Annotated in this window: 14 protein-coding genes; 8 read left to right on the top strand and 6 right to left on the bottom strand. The window is 70.3% G+C overall.

The genetic code is table 11. From position 1 onward, the window contains the following. The first annotated feature begins 322 nt into the window (after positions 1-322). Together ASG52_RS21290 and ASG52_RS21295 are read left to right on the top strand one after the other, a co-directional pair. Positions 323-742: a hypothetical protein gene (locus tag ASG52_RS21290; RefSeq protein ID WP_056247510.1), complete on the top strand. Its 420-nt coding sequence runs from the start codon at positions 323-325 to the stop codon at positions 740-742. 160 nt (positions 743-902) lie between these two features. Continuing rightward, a complete protein-coding gene (locus ASG52_RS21295; protein ID WP_056247512.1) occupies positions 903-1,394 on the top strand; it encodes a cupin domain-containing protein in 492 nt (163 codons plus the stop codon). On the opposite strand, the gene ASG52_RS21300 is transcribed toward ASG52_RS21295, so the two are convergent. The 3 genes from ASG52_RS21300 to ASG52_RS21310 form a co-directional block, all read right to left on the bottom strand. Further along, on the bottom strand, positions 1,352-2,548 hold the full coding sequence (locus ASG52_RS21300) for a PepSY-associated TM helix domain-containing protein (RefSeq protein ID WP_056247514.1): 1,197 nt from the start codon (positions 2,546-2,548) through the stop codon (positions 1,352-1,354). The two genes, ASG52_RS21295 and ASG52_RS21300, sit on opposite strands and share 43 nt — an antisense overlap. Positions 2,549-2,568: 20 nt before the next feature. Then, positions 2,569-4,809: a TonB-dependent siderophore receptor gene (locus tag ASG52_RS21305; protein WP_056247516.1), complete on the bottom strand. Its 2,241-nt coding sequence runs from the start codon at positions 4,807-4,809 to the stop codon at positions 2,569-2,571. A gap of 375 nt (positions 4,810-5,184) precedes the next feature. Then, complete coding sequence (locus tag ASG52_RS21310) at positions 5,185-6,375, bottom strand: YihY/virulence factor BrkB family protein (protein ID WP_056247518.1); 1,191 nt, start codon at positions 6,373-6,375, stop codon at positions 5,185-5,187. A gap of 256 nt (positions 6,376-6,631) precedes the next feature. On the opposite strand from ASG52_RS21310, the gene ASG52_RS21315 reads away from it, so the two are divergent. From ASG52_RS21315 to dgcA, 4 genes are all read left to right on the top strand, one after another. Beyond that, positions 6,632-7,372 carry a hypothetical protein gene (locus tag ASG52_RS21315; RefSeq protein ID WP_286159126.1) on the top strand — a complete coding sequence of 247 codons (741 nt, stop codon included), beginning with the start codon at positions 6,632-6,634 and terminating at the stop codon, positions 7,370-7,372. Positions 7,373-7,542: 170 nt separating this feature from the next. Further along, complete coding sequence (locus tag ASG52_RS21320) at positions 7,543-8,637, top strand: NAD(P)/FAD-dependent oxidoreductase (protein ID WP_056247522.1); 1,095 nt, start codon at positions 7,543-7,545, stop codon at positions 8,635-8,637. 77 nt (positions 8,638-8,714) lie between these two features. Next, on the top strand, positions 8,715-9,725 hold the full coding sequence (dgcN, locus tag ASG52_RS21325) for an N-acetyltransferase DgcN (RefSeq protein WP_056247647.1): 1,011 nt from the start codon (positions 8,715-8,717) through the stop codon (positions 9,723-9,725). Between the two features lie 15 nt (positions 9,726-9,740). Beyond that, entirely contained in the window at positions 9,741-10,724 is a 984-nt protein-coding gene (gene dgcA / locus ASG52_RS21330) for an N-acetyl-D-Glu racemase DgcA (protein WP_056247524.1), read from the top strand. A 175-nt stretch (positions 10,725-10,899) separates the two neighbouring features. On the opposite strand, the gene ASG52_RS21335 is transcribed toward dgcA, so the two are convergent. Next, positions 10,900-11,193, bottom strand: coding sequence for a hypothetical protein (locus ASG52_RS21335; RefSeq protein WP_056247526.1), 294 nt, complete (start codon positions 11,191-11,193; stop codon positions 10,900-10,902). Positions 11,194-11,545: 352 nt separating this feature from the next. Here ASG52_RS21335 and ASG52_RS21340 point away from each other — a divergent pair, with 352 nt between their 5' ends. Continuing rightward, the gene (locus ASG52_RS21340; protein ID WP_056247528.1) at positions 11,546-13,426 is read left to right on the top strand and encodes an ATP-binding protein; all 1,881 of its coding nucleotides are present in this window, start codon (positions 11,546-11,548) and stop codon (positions 13,424-13,426) included. 154 nt (positions 13,427-13,580) lie between these two features. Further along, a complete protein-coding gene (locus tag ASG52_RS21345; RefSeq protein WP_056247648.1) occupies positions 13,581-14,288 on the top strand; it encodes a peptidoglycan-binding domain-containing protein in 708 nt (235 codons plus the stop codon). Positions 14,289-14,294: 6 nt separating this feature from the next. Here the strand turns inward: ASG52_RS21345 and ASG52_RS21350 are convergent, their stop codons facing one another. Both ASG52_RS21350 and recA read right to left on the bottom strand, forming a co-directional pair. Further along, positions 14,295-14,513, bottom strand: coding sequence for a hypothetical protein (locus ASG52_RS21350; RefSeq protein ID WP_056247531.1), 219 nt, complete (start codon positions 14,511-14,513; stop codon positions 14,295-14,297). Positions 14,514-14,871: 358 nt separating this feature from the next. Then, a complete protein-coding gene (gene recA, locus ASG52_RS21355) occupies positions 14,872-15,951 on the bottom strand; it encodes a recombinase RecA (RefSeq protein ID WP_502691100.1) in 1,080 nt (359 codons plus the stop codon). Between the last annotated feature and the right edge of the window lie 288 nt (positions 15,952-16,239).

A 16,239-nucleotide genomic window follows, 5' to 3' on the forward strand; every position in this document is an offset into this window, starting at 1 on the left:
GCCGCATGGCCGCCCGTGAAGAACTGCGTGCCGTCGCCCCCCGAGGTGCGGTGATGCACGTGGCGGGCGTGCGGTGCAAAAATCAAGGAACGCATTGTTATCATTGAAGTAATTCCGGAGTGCATCCTGTCGCTGCACCAAACTGCATGACAATAAGTCTATCTCGAAAAATAACGATGGTGCGGTGCGACAAAGCGGACGTTGTCCTGCAGATGATCGGTACCAAATCAGGCTCATCGCAAACGAGCGGTGATGGTGCGGACGGCGAATACGCTGACTGCATCAGACGATCCGCTCGGAACCCATAGTCAAAGGACCGATCATGAAGACCTTCACCAAGATCACCGCCGCCGTCGCCCTGTCGCTCGGCATGGCCGCCACCCCGTCGCTCGCCCAGAGTGTCTACGGCGACAGCGCCAGCTACAACCGTGACGGCACGCTCAACGTCTGGGGCGCGCATATCGAGCCGACCCGTCCGGGCACCGGCCTCCTCGGCGGCGTCGGCTCCGTGGTCGGCGGCGTGACCAACGCGGCCGGAAACATCGTCACCGGCACCGTCGGCGCGGCGGGCAACGTCGTGGGCGGCGTGGTCGGCGGTACGGTCCGCGCGACCGAAGACATCGTCACCGGCTCGGTCAACACCCGCCGCGACGTCGATTACTCGGCCCGCGGCGGCAACGCCGAGCAGCTCGACCGCCCCGTGCCGCAGTACGGCCGCGTGAGCGGCGGCCCGGCTTACTAAGCCGGACCCGAGCGTCGAATGAGGGAGTGGCGGGGCGATGAGCTCCGCCGCTCCCCTTTTTGTGTGAATGACGGGCGCCGACTTGTGCGCTCGGCGACGACGCGCTCGAATGGGCTTCGGGCGGCACGCTGCCCCAACGCACTCAACATTCGAGGTGAGGATGCCCGTTCGAACCACCCTGACCGTTGCGGCCCTGTCCGCGCTGCTCGCCGCTCCTGCCGTCGCCGCGGGCGAGCACGGGCATGCCGCCGCCGTGACGCTGCCGGACGGGTCGGCGATCCAATGGCAGCCGGGGCCGGCGAACCTGCCCAAGGGCACGCAGATCGTGGCGCTCGCGGGCGACCCGGCCAAGCCCGGCCCGTTCGTGCTGCGGATCAAGTTCCCGGCCAACACCGTGATCGCGCCGCACACCCACTCCAAGGACGAGACGCTGACGATCCTCACCGGCTCGATCTATCACCAGCACGGCAGGACGGTGGACAAGAGCAAGGGCGAGCAGCTCAGGGCCGGCGGCTTCGTCTACCTCCCCGAGGCGATGCCGCATTCCCTCTGGACGACGGATGAGGCGGTGGTGCTGCAGGTCAACGGCAGCGGCCCGTTCGGCGTCGATTACCTGAACCCGGCCGACGACCCGAGCCGCGCCAGGAACTGACGCGCCGGAGCCGGACGGTCCGGCGCGCCGCCTGCCGCCGTCCCCCGGCGGCGACCCGCCCGCCGGCGCAGGACGTAGAGCGTCACGCCGGTCGCGGCGAAGACCGGCAGACCGAGGGCGGCGAGGAAGAACAGGAAGGCGAGCGGCGCGCCGAAGAAGCGCCCGCGATGCACTTCCACCATGTTGTCGGCGATGCGGCGGCCGAGCGGCTTGTCCGCCGCGCGCTTTATGCCGAGCGGCAGGCCGGTCGCGGGCGCGAAGGTCATCTCGTCCCGGTCCTCCGGCGATTGCCCCGCCCCGGCCCTGACCCAGCGGATGCGGATCACGGCGAGGTCCGGCCCGGGAAGGGTCAGCGTCGCGACCGTCATGTCGCGGCCCGCGCCGGCCGAGAAGGCGGCCCAGGCTGCGTCGAGGGCGTAGGGCCCCTCCGGCGCGGGCGCCTTCGCGGTCTTTGCCGCCGGGGCGGTGCCGGTGAGAAGCCATGTGGCTCCGGTGCGATACCACCCGTAGGACCACCACAGCCCGGTGAGGACGAGAACGAGATAGACCGGCACGAGCCACGTGCCGAGGACCGCGTGGAGCGACCACCACCGCGCCCGTCCCGGCCGGGCGAGGCTCGGCCTGAGCCAGATCCGCCAGCGGTGGATCCCCGGCCAGCGCAGGTAGAGGCCGGTGGCCAGGAAGGCGATGAGGGCCAGCGCACAGAATCCGGTCACGGTCCGGCCCCAGCCTCCGCCGTCGCCCGGAAGCAGCAGCCAGCGGTGCAGCGACCGGATCGTCGCGAAGGCTTCCTCGGCCCGCGCCTGCCCGCGCACGGTGCCGTCATGGGGGTCGAGATAGGCCGAGGCCGGGCGTCGGCCGTCCACCCGCGCGAAGCGGGCGCGGGGCGCGCGCGCGGCATCGCCCGGCATCGTCAGGGCATCCACCGTGAGCCCCGGCCGCTGCGCCTGCGCCCGCGCGATCAGCGCCTCCGGCCCGAGGCGCGCCCGCTCCTCGACGCGCACGTGAGCGAGGTCCGCGTCGAGGACATCCTGAATCGCCTCCTCGTAGCTCATCAGCGCGCCGGTCACGCCCATCAGGGCGAGGACGAGGCCGGCGGTGAGGCCGAGCGCCCAGTGCAGGCGGAACAGGATCGGGCGCAGGCTCACCGTCATGCCGGACGTCCCCATCGCCGTCACCAGAACACGCGGCCGGTGACGATCGCCTGGAAAGGCTCGCCGACGGCCACGTTGAGCGAATTCGTGCCGATGGAGGAGGCGTAATAGGTCGTGTCGGTCAGGTTGCGCAGGTTGAGCTGCAGCGTGGTCGGGCGGCCGGCGACCTGGGTGTCGTAGGCCAGGAAGGCGTCGGCCACGGCGTAGTCCGGCAGGAAGAAGGGGACCGTCGTCGGGCCGGGGAACGTTCCGTAATCGTCGGAGCTGAAGATGTTGGTCGCATTGCCCGGCCGCACGCCGACATACCGCCCGCCCAGGCCCGCCCGCAGACGCCCCTCGCCGAAGGGGCCCAGCACGATCCCGAAATCGTGCGTCAGGAACAACGAGGCGGTGTGGGGGGCGACATTGGCGAGCCCGTTGCCGATCAGGCTCGTGTCCGTGTCCGCGACGACCTTCGCGTCGGTGTAGGCGTAGGTGGCGATGAGGCTCCAGCCCTCGGCGATCTGGCCCGCCACGTCGAGTTCGAAGCCGCGCGAGCGAACCCGGCCGGCGACGTTGGTCACCGTCTCGCCGCCGGAGGTGCTAGTGTACAGCACGTTCGACTTCATGATGTCGTAGAGCGCGGCGGTGGCCGTGATCCCGTCGAACAATTCGGTCTTCAGCCCGATCTCGAAGGCGTCGCCCTGCTCCGGCGGCAGCGCGCCGATGGGGCTCGAGATCGACGCGTTCGGCCGGAAGGTCTCGCTGTAGGAGCCGTAGAGCGAGAGCGTCGGCGTCAGAAGATAGACGAGGCCGACCCGCGGCACGGCTCGCCCGCCCGAGACGTCGGTGTTGCGGCGGAAGTCGACGTTCGTGTCGATGGCGGGATTGTAGTTCGTGCCGGCCAGGGGCCCCAGGACGCCGCGGCCCGCGACCTGATCGAACGACTGGTAGCGCAGGCCGCCGGTGACGATGAACTGTTCGGTCAGCGAGATCGAATCCTGCGCGTAGACCGAGGCGGTGGCGATGTGCTCCCGCTGGTTGCTGTCCGAATCGAATACGGAGGTGCTCGTCTGCGTGCGGCCGTAGGCCGGATTGAAGACGTCGAACAGTGTCCGGTTGGAATCGCGGATGATGCGGCTGCGCACCACGTTCGACTCGTCGTAGGAGGCGCCGACCAGGATCTCGTGCGGCACACCGAAGAGGGTCTCCTGGCCGACGATGTCGAGCCGGCCGGAATGGACGGTGAAGTTCGAGTCCTGCGTCGCGTCCGAACGGCGGGTCAGGTCGCCGGTGGCCGGATCGTATTTGACCCGGCGGGACTGGTCGTCCTGGTAGAAGTTGTGGCTGAACGCATAATTGAGGCTCGCTTTCCAGCTCTCGCTGAAGCGGCGCTCGACCGAGAGCGAGGCGACGTGGCTCTCGCCCGCGGTGACGGACCAGGGCTCGTCGAGGCGGCGGCCCCGCGGGATCGCCACCGCCTTGCGGGTGAAGGGATCGAACACCGTGCCGCGGTCGAACGGCGTGCGGTAATGCGACCATTCGTAGGCCAGCGTCACCCGGGTGTCGTCGCCCTCCCAGGTCACCGACGGCGCGATCACCTGCTGGCTCTGCATACCGAAGTTGCGCCAGTATTCCTGATTGCGGTGTTGCGCGATGAAGCGGTAGGCGAGGTTCGTGCCCTCGACCGGCCCGCTCTGGTCCATCTCGACGCCGCCTCCGTTGAAGCTCGTGCCGAACACTTCGAGGTAGCCCGCCTGGGTGAAGCGCGGCTTCTTGGTGACGATGTTGATGAGCCCGCCCGGATCGAGGATGCCGTAGAGGGCCGAGGCCGGGCCCTTCAGCACCTCGACCCGCTGGGTCGTCGGCATGAAGGCGCGGGGCAGGGCCGTGCGCAGGCCGTCCCGTAGGATCGAGCCGTCGCGGTTGTCGCCGAAGCCGCGGCGGATGAAGGCGTCCTGCGTGCCGCCGAGCGTGTTGGTCTGGGTGATGCCCGAGACGTTGACCAGCGCCTCGTCGAGGCTGCGCACCGCCTGATCCTGAAGCACCTGCTCGGTCACCACCGCCACCGCCTGCGGCACCTTGATGAGCGGCGTCTCGGTGATGGTCGCCACCGAGGAGCGCACCGGCTGGTAGCCCCGCGAGATCGGCTTGCCGTCGCCCGCCACCGACAACTCGTCGAGGGTGACGACGGGATTGTCCCCGTCCTGCGCACCGGCGCCGGACGCGGCGAGGAGCGTGCCGAGAGCGAGGAGGGGCGCGGCACGTGCAGATCGAAACATGAAAACGGAGTCTCCGTCCCGGTCGGGGCCGCAGGGGCGGATCGTTCCGGCTGTCGGGTACGGGTATTAAAAAATGTTAATCCTCACAGTCAAGCGAAATTGAGTTTAGCGCCAATATCTCATATTTTTATTATAACACTTCCAAATTAGGCATCGAACGCTCGACTGTTCGGAAATTTACTTCCAGTCATGAGGCGATAACCTGCATTGTGGCCGCCGTGATTCCGAAACATGATGCCGGGCCGCCGTTTGAGCCCATCGAAGAGCGATGGAGGCCGGCCCGCCGAAAGACGACGCAGCACGACGACAGCCGGGAGCCGCCGCCGTGAAGCCATGGGTCGGAGACGGCGCCGAGGCTGGTCCGATCCGACGGCATCAGGCCGCCGCCCCCACCGTGTCGGCCATCTTGGCGTCGCGCTCGCCCAGAGGCTTGGGCGCGCCGACCGTGGTGTCCTCGGCGGTCTGGTGCTCGGTCTCGGCGTTGACCTGGGCGCCGAGCAGCACGATCGTGGTCGAGATCCAGATCCACGTCATGAAGCCGATGGCGGCGCCCAGCGAGCCGTAGGTCTTGTCGTACGAGCCGAAGTTCGAGACGTACCACGAGAACAGCAGCGAGCCCGCGAGCCACAGGAAGGCCGCGAGCGTGCCGCCGGGCGTCACCCAGCGCCAGCGCGGCGCGTCGCGGCTCGGGCCGTAGCGGTAGAGCACCGCGAGCATGCCGAGCACGACGAGGAAGAGCGCGGGCCAGCGTAGCAGCGCGATCCACCAGCCTTCCGTGCTGAGGCCCAGCGTCTGGATCGCCACCGGCACGGCGACGATGCCGGCGAGCGCCAATACCACGAACAGCAGCGCGCCGGCCGTGAAGCCGAGCGAGACGAGGTTCAGCTTGAAGAAACCGCGCCGCTCCCGCTCGTTGTAGACGAGGTTGAGCGCGTCGAAGACGTGCTTCACGCCCCCGTTGGCGCTCCAGACCGAGAGCACGATGCCGGTGAGCGCGGTGAGGCCGAGGGTCGTGTCGCCCTTCTCGGTCACGCGCTTGACCTGCTCGGCGACGATGTCGAGTCCGCCCGAGGGCAGGATGCCGCGCAGCGACGCGATCTGTTGATTGATCGTCGAGACGTCGGCGACCAGGCCGTAGACCGAGACCAGAGCGGCGACCGCCGGGAAGAGCGCCAGCAGCACGAAGAAGGTCACGCCCGCCGAGACCAGCGTCAGCCGGTTCTCGCCGACATCGTGGTAGGCCCGCTTGAGGATGTCCCACCACCCCGCCGCCGGGATCTTTTCGGGGCTGTCGGCCGCGCGCCCGCGGTGTTTTTCGGCCTGCGCCACCCGGTGGGCGTCCGCGCCCTCGTGCGAGGGGGATTCTTGGCGCGCGTTGTCAGCGCCGCCGGCCGGTGCGGACGTGTCGGGACGCGGGGCGTCGCCCGCCCGCAGGGCGGGCCGGCGCGGCAGGGCGACGAGGCCGAGCAGTGCGGCCGAGACGGCGAGCGTCCACAGGGTGGCGTGGCGCGGATCGGGTTGGGGGGCGGGCAAGGTCGCGGGCAAGGCAGGCTCGTTCGTCGACATCGGGCGATCGGCTCCGTCCGCGGCAGAATGCGGCACTCCCGGGCAACCGACCCTCGGCACGGCCGGTTCACATCGGCGTAAGGCGGATCGGACGAAGTCTTAAAAAAATCACAATCGCGGCACCGCCCCGCCGGAACTCTGCAGCCGAGCTCCATGTTGAGTGCGCATCGGTCGAACGCGACCAACCTCGCCGAGTGTCTCTCACGACTTTTCGCCCCCGTCGGGCGCAAACGGACTCCCGAGGAGCGGGAGCGTCGTGAGGCAGCTTCAGGAGCCGTCGATGCCCTCGATCCTGCCCCGCTCCGGACGGCGCGCCGCGCTCGTCCTGGCCTCGTCCGCCCTGATTCTTTCGACGGTCGCGGGCGTCCACGCCCAGGAGGCCGGCTTGGGCGGCCTGTTCGGGCATCTGTTCGGCGGCACGCCGCGGCAGGCCGAGCAGCCCGCGCCGGTCCAGGCTGCGCCCAGCGCATATTACGGCGGCGGCGAAGTGAACCAGCGCTACCGCTGGCGCCGCCATGCCCGCGGGGCCGAGCAGCGTGCCAAGCCGAAGGTGCGCTACGCCGCCCTGCCGAACGCCGAGGACGTCTCTGGCGTCAGCGGCAAGCAGCCGGTGGATCAGAAGGCGATCGCGGCCAACCCCACCGCCGCCATCCTGCGCGACGAGACCCTGCGCCCCGGCGACATCGTGGTGATGCCGAACGGCCCGAGGGTCTTCTTGGGCCACGAGGAGCGCGGACGCGGCACCAAGGCGGCCCGCCACCGTATGAGCGATTTCGAGGACGTGCGCAGCGCCCGCTCCCTCGATCCCAAGATCCGCAAGCAGCTCCTCGCCATGATGCTCCCCCAGGGCGCCATGCCGGCGGAAGAGGCCCGCAAGGTGCTGGCCAAGGCCCGCCGCCTCGCGCCGAAGGAGGAGATCGAGACTCTGACCCGCCAAGCCCGCAACGAGGCCGGCGAGGGCACGCGGGTGATCAACCTGTGGAAGGTCGCGCAGTAGTTTTTTCTCGGAGGATCGGCTGCGATCTCTCGGAGCCTGTCGGACAGGCTTCCCTGGAACCGCCGAGCCCGGTCGGCTCCCCGTTGCCAACCGCCTCGGTTTCCACCCATCGTCCCGGCGCGCGTCGGCCGTCCCGGCACCGGATGCGCGCGTGAGGAGGGCATCGGCCGATGGAGGCGCTCGTCGTCGGGGCCGGGGTGGTGGGGCTCGCGGTCGGGCGGGCGCTGACGCGGCGTGGAACCTCCGTCATCGTCGCCGAGGCGGCGGACAGTTTCGGCACCGGTGTCTCGGCCCGCAGCTCCGAGGTGATCCACGGCGGGATGTACTATCCGCCGGACTCCTTGCGCGCCCGCCATTGCGTCGAGGGGCGGCGCCGCCTCGTCGCCTTCTGCGAGAGCCACGGCGTGCCGCACCGCCTCTGCGGCAAGCTCATCGTCGCCACGCGCGAAGAAGAGCGCGCCGCCATCGAGGGCATCTTTTCCCGGGGGCTGGCGAACGGCGTCGAGGGTCTGGCCTTTCTGGAGCGCGACGAGGCCCTCGCACTGGAGCCGTCGCTGTCCTGCGTCGCGGCCCTGCACTCGCCCGCCACCGGCATCGTCGACAGCCATGCCCTGATGCTGGCGCTGCTGGGCGAGATCGAGGATGCCGGCGGCGCCCTGGCGCTCCGCACCCCGATCCTCTCGGCCGAGCGCCGGGACGGTCGCTGGCTCGTCCGCTTCGGCGGGCCGGCGCTGGACACGCTCACCGTCGATGTGCTCGTCAACGCCGCCGGCCTCGGGGCGCAGGCGCTCGCCCGATCCATCGAGGGCGTCGCAGCGGATCGGGTGCCGCGACAGGTGCTGGCCAAGGGCAGCTATTTCGGCTGCACCGGGCGCCCCGCCTTCTCCCGGCTGATCTACCCGGCCCCGGTTGAGGGGGGCTTGGGCATCCATCTCACCCTCGATCTCGCCGGCCGCATGCGCTTCGGTCCCGATGTCGAGTGGGTGGAGGCGGAGGATTACGCCGTCGATCCGGCCCGCGCCAAAACCTTCGCCGCGGCGATCCGGTGCTACTGGCCGGCGCTGACCGAGGACCGCCTGACGCCGGATTACGCCGGCATCCGCCCCAAGCTCACCGGCCCCGGCGCGCCGGCGGCCGACTTCCGCATCGACGGCCCGGCCGAGCACGGCCTGCCGGGCCTCGTTCACCTCTTCGGCATCGAGAGTCCGGGGCTGACCGCGTCGCTGTCGCTGGCCGAAGAGGTGGCGGCCCGGCTCGACGCCTGAACCGATGGGCGGCTCGCGCATTGGGCACGGATCGCGCATAGACGGCATGGACTTACGTGCCGGACGGGACCGAATCGATGCAGATCGCCACGCCCTACCTGATGTTTCTCGGCGACGTGCCGGACACGCTGGCGGCCAAGACCGCCTACGGCATCAACGATTGGCGGCCCGAATGGTGTGTCGGGCAGTTGCGCATGGAGGGATGCGCCGCCGACCTCGGCATCCCGGACCTGACGCTGGAGGAGGCGGTCGCCAAGGGCTGCAAGACCATGGTGGTCGGTGTGGTCAACGCGGGCGGCGTGCTGCCCGACCACTGGGTCGCCGAGATCGTCGCCGCGCTGGACGCCGGGCTCGACGTGGCGAGCGGCCTGCATGCGCGCCTCGGCTCGATCCCTGAGATCGCGAAGGCTGCCGAGCGCCACGGCCGCGCCCTGCACGATGTCCGCCACACCACCGAAACGTTTCCGACCGGCAAGGGCACCAAGCGCCCCGGCCGGCGCCTCCTGACCGTCGGAACCGATTGCTCGGTCGGCAAGAAATACACCGTCCTGGCACTCGAAAAGGGCATGCGCGCGCGCGGGCTGGACGCGGATTTCCGTGCCACCGGGCAGACTGGCGTGTTCATCTCCGGCCGGGGCGTCGCCATCGACGCCGTGGTGGCCGACTTCATCTCCGGCGCCGTCGAGTGGGTCTCGCCCGCCGCCGATCCGAACCACTGGGACCTGATCGAGGGCCAGGGCTCGCTGTTCCACCCCTCGTTCGCCGGGGTCAGCCTTGGCCTGCTGCACGGGGCGCAGGCCGACGCCTTCGTGGTCTGCCACGAGCCGACCCGCACCCATATGCGCGGCGTCGAGGCGCGCCTGCCGACGATCCGGGAGGTGATCGACCTGACGGTGCAACTCGGGCGGCTCACCAATCCCGACATCCGCCCGGTCGGCATCGCGGTGAACACGCACGGCCTGCCCGAGTCGCAGGCTCGTACGCTGCTGCAGGAGGCGGAGGCCGCCCACGAGCTGCCCGCGACCGATCCGGTCCGCTTCGGCGTGGACGGCATCCTCGACCGGCTCGCCGCCGCGTTCCCGGCCTGAGAAGGACTGGAAAGCATGTCCCGCCGCCTCTCCGTCGCCGTCGAGCGCTTCCCCATCGCGGGCGCCTTCACCATCGCCCGCGGAAGCCGCACCGAGGCCGTCGTCGTCACCGCCGCGATCGAGGACGGCGACATCCGCGGGCGAGGCGAGTGCGTGCCCTATGCCCGCTACGGCGAGAGCGTCGAGAGCGTCGCCGCCGCGATCGAAGCCCAAGCCGCGTGGCTGGCCGGCGGCGGCACCCGCTCGGACCTGTTCGAGCGGTTGGGGCCGGGGGCGGCCCGCAACGCCATCGACTGCGCCCTGTGGGATTTCGAGGCCAAGCGCCAGGGCCGCCCGGCCTGGGCCATCGCCGGCCTGTCCGAGCCCGGCGCTGTGACCACCGCCTACACGCTGAGCCTCGGCGAACCGGAGGCGATGGAGGAGGCCGCCCGCACCGCCGCCCACCGGCCGCTGCTGAAGGTGAAGCTCGGCGGCGAGGGTGACCCGGAGCGCATCGCCGCCGTGCGCCGCGGCGCACCGGATGCGCGGTTGATCGTCGACGCCAACGAGGCGTGGCGGGCGGAGACGATTCAAGCCAACCTCGCGGCCTGCGCGGCGGCGGGCGTCGCCCTGATCGAGCAGCCGCTCCCCGCCGACGATGACGGCCTGCTGGCCGAAATCTCCCGAAAAATTCCGATCTGCGCCGACGAGAGCCTGCACGACCGGGCCGGGCTCGACGCGCTGGCCAAGCGCTACGACGCGATCAACATCAAGCTCGACAAGGCCGGCGGCCTCACCGAGGCGATCCGGCTGGCGCACGAGGCCCGCGTCCGCGGCTTCGAGATCATGGTCGGCTGCATGGTCGGCACCTCGCTCGCCATGGCCCCGGCCATGCTGATCGCCCACCACGCCGCTTACGTCGATCTCGACGGCCCGCTGCTGCTGGCGCAGGACCGCACGCCGGCCCTGCTCTACGAGGGCAGCGTCGTACATCCGCCGCTGGCGGAGCTGTGGGGGTGAGGGCAGGGTAGCCCCGTACCGACCCCAACCCCCTCATCCTGAGGTGCTTCGCCGAAGGCGGAGCCTCGAAGGAGGGCTCCAGGGATCGCGCGGCGGGCTGGAGCCCTCCTTCGAGGCTGCTTCGCAGCACCTCAGGATGAGGGTGTGGGTGGGAGAGAGCGGGGTGTAAACCGCTTCAATGCCCGCCCGCGCCCCGCCACGCCGGCGCCCGGTCGCTCGCCGAGAGCGTGTCGGCGGAAGCCGGCTGGCCCGTCAGCCGCCGCGCCACCGCCTCGCCGCCGAGCCGCAACGCTTCCGTCCGCGCCTCCGGTGGGAGCGAGGCGGCCAGACTCGCGAGGCTGCCGGTCGTCGTCGCCACGGTCGAGCGCAGGGCCGCCGCGTCGAGGCCGGTAGGGGCCGTGCCCTGGCGCGTGGCGGCGAGGTAGGAGAGGACGCCGATCACCAGGGCGGCGCGCAGGAGGAAGGTCATGGGGCCGGTCCGGGCTCGGGGCCGCTTCGGGAACGCCCTGAGATTGCCACCGCCGGGTGAGCGATCCGACCCTGCCGGAGCCTGAAAACCGCGGCGATGCGCGGACGTGGTGAACGAAGGCTTTTTCGGCTCCCGTTCCCCTTCACGATGCCCCTCTCCGGCCCTGTGGACAGCACCCGACAACCCCCTCGAATCGGGTCCTCCGGGGGGCTCCGGACGCCCCGATGGACGGCAACCGACTGACCCTTTTCATCCTCGCTTAAACCGCCTCTGCGACGGTTCGGGGGTTCGAAACGAGCAGTCGAGGGGCGCGGGACGGGGGCCGAATTCGGTCCGACATCCGGCGCTGTGCGTGGTGGTGTTGCGTAACGACGGTACCCTTGCGTCTCTCTTCGACGACCGGCTCGCCGGGCTCGTCCACGCCTCGGCCCTGCCCGAGCCGGGCGTGCGCTTCCGCCACGAGCGCTTCCTCGTCTCCCGGCTCGCCACCGGCGCCGTGATGATGGCCGCACTCCCGCCCTATCTCGTCTGGCGCGGGGTGCCGAGCGGCGTCGAGGCGGTGGCGATCGCCAGCCTGTTCCTGCCGGTTCTGGCCGCCGTCGTCCTGTCGCGCACCGGCTCGCTCTGGGTCGCCCACGCTCTGTCCTCGGCCGGGCTCACCGGGCTGCTCGTCTGCCTCGCCGCGCTCACCGGAGGCCCCAGTTCGGCCGCCGCGATCTGGCTGGTCGCGGTGCCGCTGGAGGCGATGGTGTCCGGCTCGCGCCGGGCCACGCTCGCCGCCGCCATCATCGCGGTCCTCGGCGCCATCGCGGTGGCGATCTCCGGCCACTTCCCGATCGACGGCCCGGCCCTCGACTGGCCGAACGCGGTGGCGCTGCCGGTCTTCGCCATCACGGCCATCGGCCACATCACCGCGCAGGCGATCGAGCACATCCGCCGCGAGGGCGAGTGGCGCGCCCGGATGCAGGACAACGAGGCCCGCGACCGGCTGCTGCTCTCGGCCATCGACGACCTCGTGACGTGGCACGACGCCAACGGCCGGGTGCTGGAGGCGAGCGGCTCCTCGACCCGCTTCGTCGGCGCCGATCCCGGCCGCCTGCGCGGCCACGGCCTGCTCGACCGCGTCCATATCGGCGACCGGCCGGCCCTGCTTCAGGCGATCAGCGACGTCGCCGCCAGCGGCACCCCCGCCACCGTGCCGTTCCGCCTCCATCTCGATGCGCCGCGCGCCGACGGCGAGCGCACCATCTATGCCGAGATGCGCGCCCACCGGATCGAATCCGCGCTCGCCGGCGCCAACGGCGGCACCGTCGTGGCGGTCACCCGCGACGTGTCCGAGCACCGCCGCCGCGCGGCCGAACTCGACCGGGCCCGCACCGAGGCCGAGCGCGCCGACGAGGTGAAGACGCACTTCCTCGCCACCGTCAGCCACGAACTGCGCACGCCGCTCAACGCCATCATCGGCTTCTCCGACGTGCTGGCCGGCGAGGGCGCCATGACGCTCTCGGCCGAGCGGGCGCAGGAATATGCCGGCATCATCGGCAATTCGGGCCGCCACCTCCTCGACGTGGTCAACACGCTGCTCGACATCTCGCGCATCCGCAGCGGCCATTTCGACTTCCAGCCCGAGCCGATCGACGTCGAGGCGCTGATCCGCGGCTGCTGCGACCTGATGCGATTGAAGGCCGACGCCTCGGGCGTGGCGCTGAGCTTCGCCCCCGTCCCCGCGGGCAGCGCGCTGATCGCCGACGCCCGCGCCTGCCGCCAGATGCTGATCAACCTGATCTCCAACGCGGTGAAGTTCACGCCGCGGGGCGGGCGGGTCGAGGTGATGGTCCGCCGCGGCGGCGGCTATCTCGACTTCGTCGTGGCCGACGACGGCATCGGTGTCAGCGAGGCCGACCTGCCGCGGCTCGGCGACCCCTTCTTCCAGGTCGGCGGCGGCTACGGCCGCAGCCACGAGGGGACCGGCCTCGGCCTCTCGGTGGTGCGCGGGCTCGCGGGCCTCCACGGCGGCTCGGTCTCGGTCGAGAGCGCGCCGGGCCAGGGCACCCTGATCGCCGTGACGCTCCCGCTCGATTGCAGCCGCGCCCGCGGCAGCGATGGGCCGGCCCCGATCCGCACCTCCGTGCGGGGGGCGGCCCCCGAGATCGCGCCGGAGCCGATCCGCCTGCCAGTCGGCCTGTTCGACCCGGCGCCCGCCGCCCGTTCGCCGATGCGGCGGGCCGGGTGAGGAACTTTAACCGGGCCTCCCGCAAGATGTCCGACGGTTCGGGTCCGGGCCCCCGGCGGAGGAAAACCGCGCCCGCGTCTCGTCTTCTCGAACGGGGCGCCCGCCGACGCGGGACGATCATCGCCGATCGGTCTGACACAAGAGGAATGGGATGATGCGGGAGACACCCGCCGGACGGGATCGGCGCGACATCGTGGTGCCGGGCGACATGCGCGGCGGCCGGGCGGCCCCGCGCCGGACGAAACCGAACGCAGCGACGCACGGCGTCCCGGATTCCGCCAAGGCCTTCGCCCGCGCCGCGGGGACTTGGTGCCTGCGCCATCCGGGCGGTGCGCTCGGCTCGCTCGCCGCGTGTGGGGCGGCGATCTACGTCTGCCTCAACGCGGTCGGCTTCCAGGACGGCCGTCACCCGGCGCCGATCCTGCCGACCGTCGAGGCCAAGGCGGTCGCGCCCAAGGCCCCGGACGCGAAGGTGGCCGAGGCGAAACCTTCGCCCGTCCGCCCCGCTCCGGCGCGGGAGGTGCGCGCCGAGGCACCGCCCCCCCGCGACGCCATCGCCGACATGATCCGCTCCGGCGAGACCACCGCCTCGGTGACGCCGAAGTCCTCCGCCAAGGAGGCCGCCAAGGTCGATGTGTCAAAGGCCGACCCGGCAAAGCCCGATCCGGCGGTGGCCCGCGCCCAGCGCGCCCTGGTCAAGCTCGGCTACGGCCCGCTCAAGGACGACGGCCTGATGGGCCCCGGCACCCGGGCCGCCATCGAGCGGTTCGAGCGCGACCGCAAGCTCCCGGTCAAGGGCGAGGCCGCCGGCCGGACGCTGCGCGAACTCACCACCGCCAAGGCCGCTGCGGTGCAGGGCTGAGCCGGGTCAGATCACCGGGCTCACGGCGCGGCCGTGCATGGTGATCCGGTAATGGTCGGTGTTGGCCGAGGAGCGCACCGCGAGGCCGCGGCGGACGAGGGCGTTGAGGGTGGTGCGGCAGGGGCCGCTGTCGTGGACCGGGATCCATCGGTGCTCCTCCTGATCCGCCAGCCATTGCAAGGCGCGCATCTGCCTCTGGTTCAGCGTCGATATCGTCTGATTCATCTCTGATCGCGCAGAAAGAGGCCCGCCGCCGAAGGCGGGCCAAGTCATTTCTGGAGGCGCTGCAACGTCCGCAGCCATTAGGACGGACGGCGTACAAGAGATGTTTAATCCAAGAAATGACTTCGATCAAGGAGGCCTTATCTTTGGACTAATCTATAGGAGATTGTTTCTTCCTTTAATCCATGTATTCATTATACCAAGTAGGTCGATCTTGCCATGATGTGCGCTGGCGCAAGCCGCGGACTTGCGTCGGGTTTGCCGCAGGGACGAATCCGGAAAGTCCGCGGCGAACACGAAAAAGGGCGGGAGGATGAACCTCCCGCCCCGCGGATCGTGCTTCAGATGTCGTAGGAGGCCGTCAGGCCTCGCCCTCGTCGAGGTCGTCCGCCGTCGGCTTGGCGTTCTCGAGGATGCGGTCGGCCACCAGTCCCGAGTTCTGCCGGATCGATGCCTCGATCTTGTTGGCGATGTCCGGGTTGTCGCGCAGGAAGCCCTTGGCGTTCTCGCGGCCCTGGCCGAGGCGCTGGCTGTCGTAGGAGAACCACGCGCCCGACTTGTCGACGATGCCGGCCTTCACGCCGAGATCGACCAACTCGCCGACCTTGGACACGCCCTCGCCGAACATGATGTCGAACTCGACCTGCTTGAACGGCGGCGCGACCTTGTTCTTGACGACCTTGACGCGGACTTGGTTGCCGATCGCCTCGTCGCGGTCCTTCAGGGTCGAGACGCGGCGGATGTCGAGGCGCACCGAGGCGTAGAACTTGAGCGCGTTGCCGCCCGTCGTGGTCTCGGGGCTGCCGTACATCACGCCGATCTTCATCCGGATCTGGTTGATGAAGATCACCATGCAGTTCGAGCGCGAGATCGAACCGGTGAGCTTGCGCAAGGCCTGGCTCATCAGGCGGGCCTGGAGGCCGGGTTGGCTCTCGCCCATCTCGCCCTCGATCTCGGCCCGCGGGGTGAGGGCTGCGACCGAATCGACCACGAGCACGTCGATGGCGCCCGAGCGCACCAGCGTATCGGTGATCTCCAGGGCCTGCTCGCCGGTATCGGGCTGCGAGATCAGCAGATCGTCGAGGTTGACGCCGAGCTTGCGCGCATAGACCGGGTCGAGGGCGTGCTCGGCATCGACGAAGGCGCAGACGCCGCCCTTCTTCTGGGCCTCGGCGATGGTGTGGAGCGCCAGCGTCGTCTTACCCGAGGATTCCGGCCCGTAGATCTCGACGACGCGGCCCCGCGGCAGGCCGCCGACGCCCAGCGCGATGTCGAGCCCGAGCGAGCCGGTGGAGACGGTCTCGACCTCGGCGACCTTGTCGTTCTTGCCCAGGCGCATGATCGAGCCCTTGCCGAAGGCCCGCTCGATCTGCGTCAGCGCGGCTTCGATCGCCTTCGCCTTGTCCTTGTCCGCAGCAGCCATCGTCGTGGATTCCACCATCTTCAGCGCAGGCTGGGCCATCGCGTGAGGCTCCTTATGCATGGGAGGGGCGCAAGGCTCAATGCGCCCGGGCCGATGCATTTCGTACTTGTTTTGTTCTCATCGCGCAAGCGCCGAAGGCGGTTTGGGTGCCGATCCCGTTGAGAGGGACGCATCCCTGTCTCTCTCCGCCGACGTGGCTTCCGAAGAATCGCGTCGGTCGCCGCTGCGCTTCTCCTCCCCCTTGTGGGGCGGAGGGAGGAGGTGGGGGTGGTGCCGGATGAAGCTCGGCGCCCCACCTTGAACCAC

This window comes from Methylobacterium sp. Leaf456, assembly GCF_001425465.1.
Lineage (GTDB): Bacteria > Pseudomonadota > Alphaproteobacteria > Rhizobiales > Beijerinckiaceae > Methylobacterium.

Bases quoted from the DNA above. Each gene is read 5' to 3' on its own strand.
- ASG52_RS21345 (WP_056247648.1), top strand. From the start codon at position 13,581: ATGCGGGAGACACCCGCCGGACGGGATCGGCGCGACATCGTGGTGCCG.
- ASG52_RS21300 (WP_056247514.1), bottom strand. From the start codon at position 2,548: ATGACGGTGAGCCTGCGCCCGATCCTGTTCCGCCTGCACTGGGCGCTC.
- ASG52_RS21320 (WP_056247522.1), top strand. From the start codon at position 7,543: ATGGAGGCGCTCGTCGTCGGGGCCGGGGTGGTGGGGCTCGCGGTCGGG.
- dgcN (WP_056247647.1), top strand. From the start codon at position 8,715: ATGCAGATCGCCACGCCCTACCTGATGTTTCTCGGCGACGTGCCGGAC.
- ASG52_RS21305 (WP_056247516.1), bottom strand. From the start codon at position 4,809: ATGTTTCGATCTGCACGTGCCGCGCCCCTCCTCGCTCTCGGCACGCTC.
- recA (WP_502691100.1), bottom strand. From the start codon at position 15,951: ATGGTGGAATCCACGACGATGGCTGCTGCGGACAAGGACAAGGCGAAG.
- ASG52_RS21350 (WP_056247531.1), bottom strand. From the start codon at position 14,513: ATGAATCAGACGATATCGACGCTGAACCAGAGGCAGATGCGCGCCTTG.
- ASG52_RS21310 (WP_056247518.1), bottom strand. From the start codon at position 6,375: ATGTCGACGAACGAGCCTGCCTTGCCCGCGACCTTGCCCGCCCCCCAA.
- ASG52_RS21335 (WP_056247526.1), bottom strand. From the start codon at position 11,193: ATGACCTTCCTCCTGCGCGCCGCCCTGGTGATCGGCGTCCTCTCCTAC.
- ASG52_RS21295 (WP_056247512.1), top strand. From the start codon at position 903: ATGCCCGTTCGAACCACCCTGACCGTTGCGGCCCTGTCCGCGCTGCTC.
- ASG52_RS21290 (WP_056247510.1), top strand. From the start codon at position 323: ATGAAGACCTTCACCAAGATCACCGCCGCCGTCGCCCTGTCGCTCGGC.
- dgcA (WP_056247524.1), top strand. From the start codon at position 9,741: ATGTCCCGCCGCCTCTCCGTCGCCGTCGAGCGCTTCCCCATCGCGGGC.